The following is a 13,203-nucleotide window of genomic DNA, read 5'->3' as shown; positions in this document are numbered from 1 at the left end:
GATTGATTACTATTCAAATGCTAACATCATGTTGCATAGGTGTCTTAACGGTTATTGCCTTTCATGATACGGGCTTTATCACGTTGCCAATCTTTGGCTTTGCTGTCAGCGCGTTTATCATGCAGTTTCTTACCGCGTGCAGTACCGATCTTCACTTTTACGAAAGAAGTGCTCCAGTACATCACCAATGCCACGATAGTATCACCTTCGCGGTTCACTGAATCTTCTAGTTTTCTCAGTTCACGACGGTTAAGCAATAGCTTACGTACACGGGTTGGATCAGCCACAACGTGGGTTGATGCCGCGTTTAATGGCGCAATGGTTAAGCCTGAAATGAATGCTTCACCGTTACGTAAGAAAACATAGCTTTCAGTCATGTTTACTTTACCGTCACGGATAGCTTTTACTTCCCATCCCTGTAATACCATACCTGCTTCGTATTCGTCGCCGATGGCAAATTCAAAACGAGCGCTTTTATTTTTGGCAATAGTATTGCTACTTTGCTTTGGTTTTTTAGCCATGTTGACCTCGTAGAGTCATTGTTGCAGTCCCAGAACAAAATCTAATATCAGTGATTTTTCTGGTCGAATAAGCTATTGACGTTACCATAATACCGCTTGATGGTAACTGTTATTTTGGTCGATAGCCCAGTAATGGTATCATTGACTAAACGCAGCGAATAGATTTTATCTTCAGAGTGAGGATGCGTTCGATGAAGGAGAAGCTATGCCACAAATTAGTCGTTCGGCACTGGTGCCTTTTAGTGCCCAACAAATGTTTAACTTGGTGAATGATGTTGAGTCTTACCCGATGTTTTTACCCGGTTGTGCGGGCAGTAAGATCATTGAGAGTTCTGCCAGTCATATGATGGCGTCGGTTGATGTTGCCAAAGCCGGTATACGCAAAACATTTGTGACGCATAATAAATTGGTCGATTTTAACCAGATTCAAATGCAACTGGTGGATGGACCTTTTCGAAAATTAGTCGGCGGATGGACATTTACTGAACTTGATGCGACAGCGTGTAAAATCGAATTAAACTTAGAGTTCGAATTTACCAGTGGCTTGATTGATGTTGCCTTTGGTAAAGTTTTTCGCGATCTGACCAGTAATATGGTGCAGGCGTTCACACAGCGAGCAAGAGAAGTGTATGCATTCTGATCAACCCTTAATTCATGTTGAGGTTGTTTTTGCACTGCCCAACGTGCAGCGGGTGTTAAAGCTGGCGGTTGTTGCTGAAACCCCGATTCAAGCGATCATTGAGCAATCAGGGATATTAACCATGTATCCTGAGATTGATCTAAACATCAATAAAGTCGGTATCTACAGTCGTAATGTGAAATTAGATGCGACCGCGCGCGATGGTGATCGGATTGAAATTTATCGTCCATTAGTGGCTGATCCACGAGAGATCCGCCGCAAGCGTGCAGAACAAGCTAAAAAAGACGCTGAAAAGTAATACTTATTTTATTGCAGACAACAAAAAGCTCGCCATTAGCGAGCTTTTTTTATTACTTTGAAAACAACCATTTTCTATGAATAGAATTAATTCATAGGATCCATGAAGTTAGGGCCTTGTTTGTAATCACCTTTCATACTAACAAGCTGTGCCTGTTGGTTGAAAGTTAAGAACAAGTTCTTTTGAACCGGCTTATCATGACCATTTTGTTCGTAGAAAATGTAGTTCCATGTGTTGGGGTAACTTGGGTCAACTAACATAGGTGTACCCAGCACATATTGAACTTGCGTTTTCGTCATGCCAACACGCAAGGTATTAACACTTTTTTGTTCTACATAGTTGCCTTGGTCAATATCAATACGATAAACCAAACGTTCAGCGACCGAACAGCCGCTAAGTAAGCCCAACACTAAGGTTAGGGCTGCAATGTTTTTCCAACTCATAGCATCCTGGCTTTTTAGCTTTAACTGCTGCGATGATAAACAAGGTCTTGGCAGAAGTAAAAAGCGGTAAAGAAAAAAAGTAATATATTTTGATATTCGACTACTGCTGGCCGCAATAGTTGCATCAAGGTTTTAGTTTATTTCATATTCGCGCAAGATGCGAAATTAAATCATGCCGCAACCAGCAGTTCTTTCGCATTTGCGAGAGTGCGCTCAGTAATCTCACTGCCGCCTAATAGACGTGCTAGTTCAGCAATACGATCATCAGTGCTTAATGGACGCATCTGTGTTTCAGTTTGACCATCAGTGGTTTTCTTGGCGACAAACATTTGCTGGTGACCACAACCCGCGACTTGCGGTAAGTGAGTCACACACATTACTTGGGTTGATGCCCCTAGTTTGCGTAGCATTTTACCGACGATAGCGGCTGTTGGACCACTGATACCCACATCGACTTCATCGAAAATCAAACTTGGCGTTTCAACTTTTTGAGCGGTGATCACTTGAATCGCAAGTGAAATACGCGAAAGCTCACCACCTGAGGCCACTTTGCCTAATGGCTGTAATGGTTGGCCGGGGTTAGTTGAAACTAAGAAATTAATGCTGTCGTAACCTAATGGGCTTAACATACGATCAGGATCACTGGTCAGTGCAATTTCAAATTCACCGTGTTCCATACTTAACATATGCATACTTTCAGTGATTTTTTGGTCAAGCTCTTTGGCGTAACGTTGGCGGCTTTTACTTAGCTTTTCAGCCGCTTCAATGCATTGTTGACGTAGATTTTCAACGTTAGCCGCCATGTCTTCTAGGCGTTCATCGCTACAATCAAGGTTATCAAGTTCTTTCAGTAAATCATGGTGCTTTTGATAAAGCTCGGCTGGCATTACATAGTGTTTACGTGCCATCGACATGATTTTAGCTAAACGTTCTTCAAGATAAATTAACCGATGTGGGTCCATGTCTAAATTATCAAGATAGCTACGTAGCTCTTGGCTTGCTTCTTGAACTTGAATAATCGCTTCTTCCAGCATTTGCGGAATCGCACTTAAACTGCTGTCATATTCACCAAGATTGTTCACTTGCTGACAAGCCATTTGTAACAGTTGCAGCGCGTTACCATCATCGTTGTCATAAAGCATCGATAAGGCGGTTTGACTTGAAATAGCCAGTTCACCTGAATTTGATAGACGCTTATGTTCTTCTTCGATCTCAATGAATTCTTCTTCGCCAAGGGCTAATTCATCAAGCTCTTTAACTTGGTATTGTAAGAGTTGTTTTTGTGCTTCGTTTTCATCACGGCTTTGGGTTAAGCGTTTTAGCTCGTTATGTGCTTGACGCCAGCGTTGATAAGCACTGCGAGTACGATCAATTAAGAGATGATGACCTGCATATTGATCAAGCATGTGTTGTTGATATTCAGGGCGCATTAGCTGTTGGTGTGCGTGTTGACCATGAATATTTATTAGCAATTGCCCTAATGCTTTTTGCTGCGATGCAGGAACAGGGCTGCCATTAATAAAACCACGTGAGCGGCCTTCTTTGGTGATCACACGGCGCAAAATACACTCTTCACCATCAATGAGCTCATTATCTTCGAGCCAACGTCGAGCAGCTTGGTTATTTGCCAATAAAAATGCGGCTGAAATTTCAGCTTTATCTTCATTTGGTCGCACCATAGAGGCTTCAGCGCGATCACCTAAACATAAACCTAAGGCATCAATAGCAATAGATTTACCTGCACCGGTTTCACCTGTAATGGTGGTCATGCCGGGTTTTAGTTCAAATTGAAGAGTTTTGACAATAGCAAAATTAGAGATCGTCATATGCGCGAGCATTGTGTTCACCTGTTTAAATCAACACCTGTTTTTTCATACAGTATATACTGTATCTATAACCAGTAAAGTACTGGGGCGATAATTATTCAGATAAAATGTGACTTAGATTAACTTTTTGAGTAGTTACAAAAAACCAGCCGCTAAAATGTGCTGGTTTTGAGGGGGAAAAGTGGTGTTTATTTTAAAATAGTCGACTCGACCAGCCTAATTTGCCACGTAGGACATTGTAGTAGCTGTAATTCTTAGGGTGGATCAGTTGCAGGCGATCTTCACTTTGATAAATATGAATTTCATCACCAGGACTTACGGGAAGCGATACTTGACCATCACAACTGACTTCTAGGGTGCTGCCATTATTGGGGGACACCAGCAGTTTAATACAACGATCGCCATCAACGACTAATGGGCGAGATGACAGGGTGTGAGGAAACATTGGCACCAGTGCAATAGCGTTTAAACTGGTTGATAAAATTGGGCCACCACCTGACAGTGAATAGGCTGTTGAACCTGTTGGGGTCGCAATAATTAAGCCATCAGAACGTTGCGAGAAAGCAAAGCAATCATCAATATAAACTTCAAATTCTATCATATGGGCAATTTTATCTGGATGTAACACCGCTTCGTTTAAGGCGGCATTACGGCTTTTTATTTGCCCGTGACGATGCACTTCAGCTTCAAGTAAAAATCGATCTTCTTTGATAAATTCGCCAGCCAATACGAGAGCAAGCTGTTGCTCAAAATCTTCAGGATCAAGATCAGTCAGGAAACCAAGATTGCCACGGTTAACGCCAATGACTGAAATATCAAACCGTGATAAAACGCGAGCGGCACCGAGCATATTGCCGTCACCACCAACAACAACCGCGAGATCTGCTTTATCACCAATGGTGAGCAAATCACAAAAACAATGCTCAGGTACGTCAATATCGTTGGCTAATCGATGATCGACTAACACGTTATAGCCTTGCGCGGTTAACCACTCATATAAGCTTGAGTGAGTTTGTAATGCCTCAGGATTACGTGGTTTGCCAATTAACGCGATAGTATCAAAAATACGCTTCATGTCCCTGTTCCGACAAATGATGGTGGGTCAGTATAGCCTTAGAAAAAACAACTTGTCGTGGTTTGTTGTCAATATTGGCTTGAATCATTGAACTTCATCCCCATAATATGCTCAAGACTATTTTAAAAGTGGCACTTATCTAATAAGGCTACTGAGTGAATAAAACCCTTTTATCTTGGCGGAGAACCAACGCATGACTAACAAAAAACACGATGTACAGGATGAGCAGCTAAACGATACAGTTGAAGCTGTTGAAGTCGAAGCTGTCGAGGGTGAGTTTGTTGAATCTGAGCAAGAGTTATACGTAGCTCGTATTGCAGAACTTGAAGCTGCTTTATTAGCAAAAGATGCAGAAGTTAATGAAGTAAAAGATGCGGCATTGCGCGCACGTGCTGAAGGCGAGAATGTTCGTCGTCGTTCTGAGCAAGAAATTGATAAAGCACGTAAATACGCATTAAACAAATTTGCTGAAGAATTATTGCCAGTTATTGATAACCTTGAGCGCGCTATTGAAATGGCCGACAAGAATAACGACGCAACCAAAGCAATGATGGAAGGTGTTGAATTGACATTGATGACAATGACAACAACCGTTGGTAAATTTGGCCTAAAAGTGATTGATCCACAAGGTGAAGCTTTTAATCCTGAATTCCATCAAGCAATGGCGATGCAAGAAAGTGCTGATTTTGCACCTAATACAGTCATGGCTGTAATGCAAAAAGGTTACGAGCTAAATGGCCGTGTGATCCGTCCAGCAATGGTAATGGTATCAAAAGCCGCTGCGGGTAACGTGAATACTCAAGCGTAATTTACAGCGAATGATTCAAGACTTACTTGATAATGACGTAAAATAAGACCCACTTTGGTGGGTTTTTTTATTTTTTTGCATTTTTTTTGGGATCGCCCCTTGAAAAGTAATCTGGCGACCTTATCTAGTAGTCATAAGACATTAAATGTATTTGTCACGGGTTTATCCCGAACCGCTAACCCATTTGATATATGGGTGTAGTTAAGAACATATAACGAATTTCGGAGATTGTCTGATGGGTAAGATCATTGGTATTGACTTAGGTACAACTAACTCTTGTGTAGCAGTACTTGACGGCGACAAGCCACGTGTAATTGAGAACGCAGAAGGCGAGCGTACAACAGCATCAGTTGTTGCATACACGCAAGATGGTGAAACACTAGTTGGTCAACCTGCAAAACGTCAGGCGGTAACTAACCCTGAAAACACATTATTCGCTATCAAGCGTCTAATTGGTCGTCGTTTTGAAGACGAAGAAGTTCAGCGTGATATCGAAATCATGCCTTACAAAATTGTTAAGGCTGACAACGGTGATGCATGGGTAGAAGCGAAAGGCCAAAAAATGGCTGCTCCTCAAGTATCTGCTGAAATCCTAAAGAAAATGAAGAAAACTGCAGAAGACTTCCTGGGCGAACCAGTAACTGGCGCAGTTATCACAGTACCTGCATACTTTAACGATGCACAGCGTCAAGCAACAAAAGATGCTGGCCGTATCGCAGGTCTAGATGTTAAACGTATCATCAACGAACCAACTGCAGCTGCTCTAGCTTACGGTCTTGATAAGACTGGCGGCGACCGCACTATCGCTGTTTACGACCTTGGTGGCGGTACTTTTGATATCTCAATCATCGAAATCGATGAAGTTGAAGGCGAGAAAACATTTGAAGTTCTAGCAACTAATGGTGATACACACCTTGGTGGTGAAGACTTCGATACACGTCTAATCAACTACTTAGCAGACGAGTTCAAAAAAGAGCAAGGTATCGATCTTAAGCACGATCCTCTTGCAATGCAGCGTCTAAAAGAAGCAGCAGAGAAAGCGAAAATCGAACTATCTTCTGCACAGCAAACTGATGTTAACCTACCTTACATCACAGCTGACGCGACTGGTCCTAAGCACATGAACATCAAAGTGACTCGTGCGAAACTAGAATCTCTAGTAGAAGATCTAGTACAACGTACTCTTGAGCCACTTAAAGTAGCTATCTCAGATGCTGGTCTATCTGTTAGCGACATCAACGACATCATCCTTGTTGGTGGTCAAACTCGTATGCCAATGGTTCAGGCTAAAGTAACTGAATTCTTCGGCAAAGAGCCACGTAAAGACGTTAACCCTGATGAAGCTGTTGCTGTAGGCGCTGCTGTTCAAGGTGGTGTACTTGCTGGTGACGTTAAAGACGTGCTACTTCTAGACGTTACTCCACTATCTCTTGGTATTGAAACCATGGGTGGCGTAATGACTAAGCTTATCGAGAAGAATACAACTATCCCAACAAAAGCGAACCAAGTGTTCTCTACTGCTGAAGATAACCAAAACGCGGTAACTATCCACGTTATTCAAGGTGAGCGTAAGCAAGCAAGCTTCAACAAATCTCTAGGTCAATTTAACCTAGAAGGTATTCAAGCTGCACCACGTGGTATGCCTCAAATCGAAGTAACGTTTGACCTAGATGCCGATGGTATCCTAAACGTTTCAGCGAAAGACAAGACTACAGGTAAAGAGCAGAAGATCACTATCCAAGCGTCTGGTGGCCTAAGCGATGCTGACATCGAGAAGATGGTTCAAGAAGCTGAAGCTAACAAAGAAGCGGATAAGAAGTTTGAAGAGCTAGTAACTGCTCGTAACCAAGCTGACCAACTTGTTCACGGTACTCGTAAGCAAATTGAAGAAGCTGGTGAAGCACTTCCTGCTGATGAGAAAGCAAAAATCGAAGCTGCTGTTGCTGAACTAGAAGAAGCACGCAAAGGCGAAGATAAAGAAACAATCGATGCGAAAGTACAAGCGGTTGTTGCAGCATCTCAAAAGTTAATGGAAATCGCTCAACAAAAAGCGCAAGCACAACAAGCTGATGGCGCAACTGGCGAGCAACAAGCTAAGCAAGACGACGACGTTGTTGATGCTGAGTTTGAAGAAGTTAAAGACAACAAATAAGACGTTATTAATATCTATTAATTAACATCTTGTTTAAATTACGGGCGTTTGAGGTTACTCTAACGCCCGTAACTATATCTAGCTAGGTGACAATCAAGTTATGTCGAAACGTGATTTATACGAAGTGTTAAGTGTGGCTCGTGACGCAAGTGAGCGTGACATTAAAAAAGCTTATAAGCGCTTAGCAATGAAGTTCCACCCCGACCGTAACCAGGGTGATGCGGAATCTGCTGAGAAATTCAAAGAAGTGAAGTACGCTTATGAAATTCTAACAGACGACCAAAAGCGCGCTGCTTACGATCAATACGGCCATGCAGCCTTTGAACAAGGTGGTATGGGCGGTGGCGGCGGCGGCTTCGGCGGCGGTGCAGACTTCAGTGACATCTTTGGTGATGTGTTTGGTGATATCTTTGGTGGTGGCGGTGGCCGTCGTCAACAACGCGCACAGCGTGGTTCAGATCTTCGCTACAACATGGAACTAACGTTGGAAGAAGCTGTTCGCGGTTGTTCGAAAGAAATCCGTGTACCAACATTAGTTGGTTGTGATTGCTGTGACGGTTCAGGCGCTAAAAAAGGTTCATCTGCAACAACATGTGGTACCTGTCATGGTGCTGGACAAGTGCAGATGCGTCAGGGCTTCTTTGCGGTTCAGCAAACATGTCCACACTGTCATGGTCGTGGCCAAATTATCAAAGATCCATGTGATAAGTGTCATGGCGAAGGCCGTGTAGAAGAAACTAAAACGCTTTCAGTTAAGATCCCTGCGGGTGTCGATACTGGCGATCGTATTCGCTTAAGCGGCGAAGGCGAAGCTGGAGAACTTGGCGCACCAGCGGGTGACTTGTACGTTCAAGTACATGTTAAAGATCACCACATTTTCCAGCGTGAAGGTAATAATCTACATTGTGAAGTACCTGTAAGTTTCACTATGGCAGCATTAGGTGGTGAAGTTGAAGTACCAACCCTTGATGGCCGTGTAAGCTTAAAAGTACCGGCTGAGATGCAAACGGGCCGTATGTTCCGTATGCGTGGTAAAGGTGTTGATTCGGTTCGTGGTGGTTTACGCGGTGATCTTATCTGTAAATTGGTGGTTGAAACACCAGTACATTTAAGCAAGCGTCAAAAAGAACTACTGCAAGAACTGGAAGAAACATTTGGTGGTAAAGATGCGAGTAAGCACAAGCCAAAATCAGAAGGTTTCTTTAACGGTGTAAAGAAGTTTTTCGACGACTTAACCAACTAATTCGTCGCAAACAAGAATAAATAAAAACTGCTATTAGTGAATGCTAATAGCGGTTTTTTTATACCAAGAATATCCGTCATTCCTTACAGTGAATACCCGCGAGGGCGATAGGGTATCGAGCTTTTTAAAAAATATGACCACTTAATTAGTGGAATGAGTAGAACTAAGTTCCTCACCATAAAGGAAATAATCCGTCATCTCGGAAGAGAGGCACGAGCTATCCGTGATCTATTTATCACGCGTTTGAGCATAAAAGAAGCCAGTGAAAATATTACCAACACTTCGCTGGTGATCCTTTACTGGTTTGATCTACTGATAATAGCCCACACTCATCGTTTTGTTGTGTCAGTTTGGGTAACGCTTTTATTGCGTAGCTAACCGCTGTAGCTTCAATCTCATAATTATAACGTTCATCATTGGCACAAGCTGGGCATAACGAACTAATGATTAGAGAATGTCCAATACCATTATGATCTGAATAATCCGTTCCACCTGTGCGTTTATCTTCCATAGCTAGCTGGATCATAATCAGATCCCCCATAGCCTGAGTACGATGCCCCTTCAATACATGATCCTGATATGAAGGATAAGCAATGGCTGTTAATACTCCAATGACTGCCACTACAATCAACATTTCGATCAGCGTCACGCCTTTTTGTTTAATCATCTTCCGTAATCTCTTAAATATTCGAGTTGTCTCGATAACTGGTTGATATCCTTATTCTGCTATTTTGCGGTGGTGATAAACTCTGAATCAAGTTGTTCTTAGGGATCAGAATAACGTTAATAGGGATTTGGGGAATGGCTCGCGAAATTACCACGCATTTTCATCACATACATCACAATGGTGACCGTCAGCGGGGATTTACTCTGTTGGAATTGGTGTTCACGGTGGTGATCATCGGCATTGTTGCGGCAATGGCAGCCCCAAGTTTCAGTGGCCTCATTGAATCGAATAAAATTAAGCGCTTGGCAACAGAAATAGAATGGTTATTGGTGCAAGCCAAATCAGAAGCTGTGATGAGTGGGGAAAATGTTGAGGTTCAGGTCGTGGTAGATGGTGCTGGAACGCCTATATGGTCGATAACATTGAACACAATATCAGGTGCAACATCGAGTACAACGGTTGATGTGGTTACGTTAGCAGAAGTCTCTAGTGATAATTTTTCAAATATTGAATTAGATAAAACATTTACATCATCAAAATTGGTATTTGATAAACTGAATGGCAAACCTAATTTAGCTGGTGGGTATCAATTTAATATACCAACAAAAGATAAAGTAAAAGTAACTGTAAATACAATGACTGGACGTATTTATTCTTGTGGCGTTGATGGAGTAGTTTATGGCTATAAAAAATGCTACTCAAAATAAAGGTTTTTCGTTAATTGAATTACTTATTGCCTCATCTGTTGGTCTTATTGCGATAGGTGTTGTTGGATCGGTTTTTTTATCAGGGTATAAATCAGCAAATCAACGTTCTTTAGAATTACTACTACAACAAGATGTAAATGATGCATTGTCATTATTAAAGCAAGATATTTTAAGAGCGGGCTATCAATCTGGTGCATCCTCTAGTTATATAATTAGTGGTGCAACAGATATTGTTACTTTAGGCGCTTCAAGTTCAGGTGAACAATGTATTAGTTATGCTTATTATGATGGTACAGTTCAACATTTACGATCTTTTTATAGTGAAATTAGAACTGATTCATCTGACACTCCAGTTAAAGTTCTAAAGTTTTATACAACAACGTCAGCAGGAGTAAATATATCTGGCACTTGTAAAAATGGTCAGTCAGCACTTGATCAAAACCAGATAGAAGTTAAGGAATTTAGTATTGTTGAACGGGCTTTATCTTCGGCTAGTGCAACCAGTAAGTTACTTACTATTAAATTAGCCGCCAGCTTACGTGCTAATCCATCAATTAGTACCGCGAAGTCGATTCAGATTAAAACAAGGAATTGGCAATAATGAATAAACACCAACAGTCAGGGATGACGACATTATTAATTACCAGCATGTTATTAATTGTGGCGCTGTTATTTTCATTGGCTTCATATAAGAATTTATTTTATCAGATTAAGCGTACGCAAAATGAAGTACTAGCGAGACAAGCGCACTGGGCTGCTGAAGGTGGGTTGGAGTGTGGTTTTGCTGCCATCCAAGATGCAGGTAGTATTTCTGGAGCAAGACCAACATTTAATGCTTGTGAGACTTCATTAAAATTAGCAGATGTAGATGTAGATGTAGATAATTACATTAATAGTGAGTATGACAATATCTCAAGTAAAGCTCTAAAGAAAAAAATAAAATTATCGTCATCAATAGCTGGAGCTATTCAATCAAGATCTGATTTGAAATTAGTTGGAGCATATACTATAAGCCCAGATGTTGAAGATATAAATTCAGATAATAAATATAAATGTGTTGCCATTAGATTTAGTAAAGAAATAACAATAAAAGGAGCGTTAGTTAGTAGTATTAACCCAACAGGGACAGGGAAAGTTTCATATGATAAATTCCCTCCGGGGGGGGAGTGCTCTGCTTCATATCAAACAGATACGAATAAGGAGACAGGTAGTTGGGATATAGATAAAAGCACAAGTACTGATAACCCATCAGAAAGTGGGGTATTTAGATTAGATTTAGTTAGAGATAAACTATTCGATCCATTTGAAAGTTTTTTTGGTGATAAGAGAAGTGAATTAGAAAATATAAAAAAAGAATTTGAGGTTATTGCTGGATCAAAAAGCAATGAAATTAATAAGCGCTGTGATAAATTAATATCAGTAGCATTTACATTGAATGATAAAGTTTGGGTTGAAGGTGATTGTGACCTATTAGATGCAGATTATTTAAATAAGATGGATGTAATACATAAAAACAAACCTAAAGTTTTAGTAATAGAAAATGGAATTATTGCCAAATGGGCTTCTGCTGATTTTACGGGTTCAGTATATCATTTAATAGATCCTATAATTTATCCCGTTTCTGACTTAAAAAGTAAATGGAATGTAATGCCGACCAATACTCAAATTTCTACTTTCGTAGAAAATCATTCAGTATATATTGATGGTGGCTCTTTTAATACGACTGGTGGAATTGTTTTTGATACTCCTGGCGGATTAACAACAATCATGGGCGGGATGAATTTATCCTATGATAGGGGAAAAAATCCATTACCAATAAATAATAAAATAACTTGGCAACAAGGATCTTGGCATGACTTCTAATATAAAAAAAATAAAAGGCTTTGGCTTATTAGAAGTGGTGATTGCTCTTGGTGTGCTTTCTGTTGGCGTGTTGGGCTTGGTTAAGATGCAAGCCTATATGGAAGTAAAAGCAGAAAACGCGTTAAAGACTCTAGATGCGCTCCATATAGCAGAAGCGCAGATGGAGTTTTACCAAACTCGCGCCAGTAATATTAGTGGCGCGACTGGATTGATTGCTTTTGAAAGTATGGCTGCACCAACTAATTGTCTGCAATCGATGGTGAGAGGCACTGATTATACGCTGACTTGTGATGCCGACACTTTATCGTTATCTGATGCACTGCGAACTATTGATGTTAGTGTCAGTTGGGCTGATCGCCGTGGTGTATCTCAGGCGGTATCTCTAAAAACCGCTATCTCTAAATACAGTGAATTTGATTAAACAACGGCTATCATCGCTAAAAAGATATAATTTAAACCAAATTAAATCGTTTTGAACAAAAAATGTTCGAACGATTTTTTTTTGTAAAAAAACAATTGTCAGGATCAAAAATATCCCTATAATGCGACCTCACTGACACGGACAACGGCGCAAGCAGTTACCGAAAGTCAGTATTGTTCTTTAACAATTTGACCATGCAATCTGTGTGGGCACTCACTGAATAGTTAAGTCGAAAGATTTATCAATAAACTGAGTGACCAATACAAAATGACCCAATCTATTTATAGAGAAGATTATTTTGGCACAGTTATTTAATTATCATTTTTTAAATGATAAAAAGCTTTAAAATTACACTTTTTATTTATAAAGAGTTGGTATTAAAGTCAGTATTTATTGAGCCGTTTCGAAAGAAACAACAAAACTTTAATTGAAGAGTTTGATCATGGCTCAGATTGAACGCTGGCGGCAGGCCTAACACATGCAAGTCGAGCGGTAACAGAAAGAAAGCTTGCTTTCTTTGCTGACGAGCGGCGGACGGG

General features: G+C 40.8%; 14 protein-coding genes and 1 rRNA gene. 10 read left to right on the top strand and 5 right to left on the bottom strand.

What is annotated here, in order from left to right; genetic code table 11:
• Window positions 1–44: 44 nt before the first annotated feature.
• A complete protein-coding gene (smpB, locus tag CZ809_RS15115) occupies window positions 45–521 on the bottom strand; it encodes an SsrA-binding protein SmpB (protein WP_036795915.1) in 477 nt (158 codons plus the stop codon).
• A gap of 205 nt (window positions 522–726) precedes the next feature.
• Between smpB and CZ809_RS15110 the strand changes: the two genes are divergently transcribed.
• A complete protein-coding gene (locus tag CZ809_RS15110) occupies window positions 727–1,161 on the top strand; it encodes an SRPBCC family protein (protein ID WP_080158413.1) in 435 nt (144 codons plus the stop codon).
• Entirely contained in the window at window positions 1,151–1,459 is a 309-nt protein-coding gene (locus tag CZ809_RS15105; RefSeq protein WP_080158412.1) for an RnfH family protein, read from the top strand. Before CZ809_RS15110 ends, CZ809_RS15105 begins: the two co-directional genes overlap by 11 nt.
• A gap of 86 nt (window positions 1,460–1,545) precedes the next feature.
• Here the strand turns inward: CZ809_RS15105 and bamE are convergent, their stop codons facing one another.
• The 3 genes from bamE to nadK all read right to left on the bottom strand — a co-directional run bounded on the left by bamE (window position 1,546) and on the right by nadK (window position 4,803).
• Window positions 1,546–1,902 carry an outer membrane protein assembly factor BamE gene (gene bamE, locus CZ809_RS15100; RefSeq protein WP_036795911.1) on the bottom strand — a complete coding sequence of 119 codons (357 nt, stop codon included), beginning with the start codon at window positions 1,900–1,902 and terminating at the stop codon, window positions 1,546–1,548.
• 170 nt (window positions 1,903–2,072) lie between these two features.
• Complete coding sequence (gene recN / locus CZ809_RS15095; protein WP_080158411.1) at window positions 2,073–3,740, bottom strand: DNA repair protein RecN; 1,668 nt, start codon at window positions 3,738–3,740, stop codon at window positions 2,073–2,075.
• Between the two features lie 181 nt (window positions 3,741–3,921).
• Window positions 3,922–4,803: an NAD(+) kinase gene (gene nadK, locus CZ809_RS15090; RefSeq protein WP_045032489.1), complete on the bottom strand. Its 882-nt coding sequence runs from the start codon at window positions 4,801–4,803 to the stop codon at window positions 3,922–3,924.
• A 193-nt stretch (window positions 4,804–4,996) separates the two neighbouring features.
• Here nadK and grpE point away from each other — a divergent pair, with 193 nt between their 5' ends.
• The 3 genes from grpE (at window position 4,997) to dnaJ (ending at window position 9,006) form a co-directional block, all read left to right on the top strand.
• A complete protein-coding gene (gene grpE / locus CZ809_RS15085; protein WP_080158410.1) occupies window positions 4,997–5,611 on the top strand; it encodes a nucleotide exchange factor GrpE in 615 nt (204 codons plus the stop codon).
• A gap of 235 nt (window positions 5,612–5,846) precedes the next feature.
• Entirely contained in the window at window positions 5,847–7,763 is a 1,917-nt protein-coding gene (dnaK, locus tag CZ809_RS15080; protein WP_080158409.1) for a molecular chaperone DnaK, read from the top strand.
• A gap of 100 nt (window positions 7,764–7,863) precedes the next feature.
• Window positions 7,864–9,006: a molecular chaperone DnaJ gene (gene dnaJ, locus CZ809_RS15075; RefSeq protein ID WP_080158408.1), complete on the top strand. Its 1,143-nt coding sequence runs from the start codon at window positions 7,864–7,866 to the stop codon at window positions 9,004–9,006.
• Window positions 9,007–9,277: 271 nt separating this feature from the next.
• Here the strand turns inward: dnaJ and CZ809_RS15070 are convergent, their stop codons facing one another.
• Window positions 9,278–9,673: a type IV pilin protein gene (locus CZ809_RS15070; RefSeq protein WP_080158407.1), complete on the bottom strand. Its 396-nt coding sequence runs from the start codon at window positions 9,671–9,673 to the stop codon at window positions 9,278–9,280.
• A gap of 134 nt (window positions 9,674–9,807) precedes the next feature.
• Between CZ809_RS15070 and CZ809_RS15065 the strand changes: the two genes are divergently transcribed.
• The 5 genes from CZ809_RS15065 to CZ809_RS15045 all read left to right on the top strand — a co-directional run.
• On the top strand, window positions 9,808–10,380 hold the full coding sequence (locus tag CZ809_RS15065) for a GspH/FimT family pseudopilin (RefSeq protein WP_080158406.1): 573 nt from the start codon (window positions 9,808–9,810) through the stop codon (window positions 10,378–10,380).
• Window positions 10,352–10,981 (top strand): PilW family protein, encoded by a 630-nt coding sequence (locus CZ809_RS15060; protein ID WP_080158405.1) that lies wholly within the window; start codon window positions 10,352–10,354, stop codon window positions 10,979–10,981. The genes CZ809_RS15065 and CZ809_RS15060 overlap by 29 nt, the downstream gene beginning before the upstream one ends.
• Window positions 10,981–12,243 (top strand): hypothetical protein, encoded by a 1,263-nt coding sequence (locus CZ809_RS15055; RefSeq protein ID WP_080158404.1) that lies wholly within the window; start codon window positions 10,981–10,983, stop codon window positions 12,241–12,243. The genes CZ809_RS15060 and CZ809_RS15055 overlap by 1 nt, the downstream gene beginning before the upstream one ends.
• Window positions 12,233–12,664: a type IV pilus modification PilV family protein gene (locus CZ809_RS15050; RefSeq protein ID WP_080158403.1), complete on the top strand. Its 432-nt coding sequence runs from the start codon at window positions 12,233–12,235 to the stop codon at window positions 12,662–12,664. The genes CZ809_RS15055 and CZ809_RS15050 overlap by 11 nt, the downstream gene beginning before the upstream one ends.
• A 424-nt stretch (window positions 12,665–13,088) precedes the next feature.
• Window positions 13,089–13,203: ribosomal RNA gene (locus CZ809_RS15045) — 16S ribosomal RNA — on the top strand; the annotation flags it as partial.

This window comes from Photobacterium piscicola, from assembly GCF_900166965.1.
GTDB classification, from domain to species: domain Bacteria; phylum Pseudomonadota; class Gammaproteobacteria; order Enterobacterales; family Vibrionaceae; genus Photobacterium; species Photobacterium piscicola.
The sequence above is the reverse complement of the archived record's forward strand: the minus strand, read 5'-3'. Positions and strand labels throughout refer to the sequence as shown.

Excerpts from the sequence above, each read along its gene's own strand:
- smpB (WP_036795915.1), bottom strand. The coding sequence starts at position 521 with ATGGCTAAAAAACCAAAGCAAAGTAGCAATACTATTGCCAAAAATAAA.
- CZ809_RS15110 (WP_080158413.1), top strand. The coding sequence starts at position 727 with ATGCCACAAATTAGTCGTTCGGCACTGGTGCCTTTTAGTGCCCAACAA.
- CZ809_RS15105 (WP_080158412.1), top strand. The coding sequence starts at position 1,151 with ATGCATTCTGATCAACCCTTAATTCATGTTGAGGTTGTTTTTGCACTG.
- bamE (WP_036795911.1), bottom strand. The coding sequence starts at position 1,902 with ATGAGTTGGAAAAACATTGCAGCCCTAACCTTAGTGTTGGGCTTACTT.
- recN (WP_080158411.1), bottom strand. The coding sequence starts at position 3,740 with ATGCTCGCGCATATGACGATCTCTAATTTTGCTATTGTCAAAACTCTT.
- nadK (WP_045032489.1), bottom strand. The coding sequence starts at position 4,803 with ATGAAGCGTATTTTTGATACTATCGCGTTAATTGGCAAACCACGTAAT.
- grpE (WP_080158410.1), top strand. The coding sequence starts at position 4,997 with ATGACTAACAAAAAACACGATGTACAGGATGAGCAGCTAAACGATACA.
- dnaK (WP_080158409.1), top strand. The coding sequence starts at position 5,847 with ATGGGTAAGATCATTGGTATTGACTTAGGTACAACTAACTCTTGTGTA.
- dnaJ (WP_080158408.1), top strand. The coding sequence starts at position 7,864 with ATGTCGAAACGTGATTTATACGAAGTGTTAAGTGTGGCTCGTGACGCA.
- CZ809_RS15070 (WP_080158407.1), bottom strand. The coding sequence starts at position 9,673 with ATGATTAAACAAAAAGGCGTGACGCTGATCGAAATGTTGATTGTAGTG.
- CZ809_RS15065 (WP_080158406.1), top strand. The coding sequence starts at position 9,808 with ATGGCTCGCGAAATTACCACGCATTTTCATCACATACATCACAATGGT.
- CZ809_RS15060 (WP_080158405.1), top strand. The coding sequence starts at position 10,352 with ATGGCTATAAAAAATGCTACTCAAAATAAAGGTTTTTCGTTAATTGAA.
- CZ809_RS15055 (WP_080158404.1), top strand. The coding sequence starts at position 10,981 with ATGAATAAACACCAACAGTCAGGGATGACGACATTATTAATTACCAGC.
- CZ809_RS15050 (WP_080158403.1), top strand. The coding sequence starts at position 12,233 with ATGACTTCTAATATAAAAAAAATAAAAGGCTTTGGCTTATTAGAAGTG.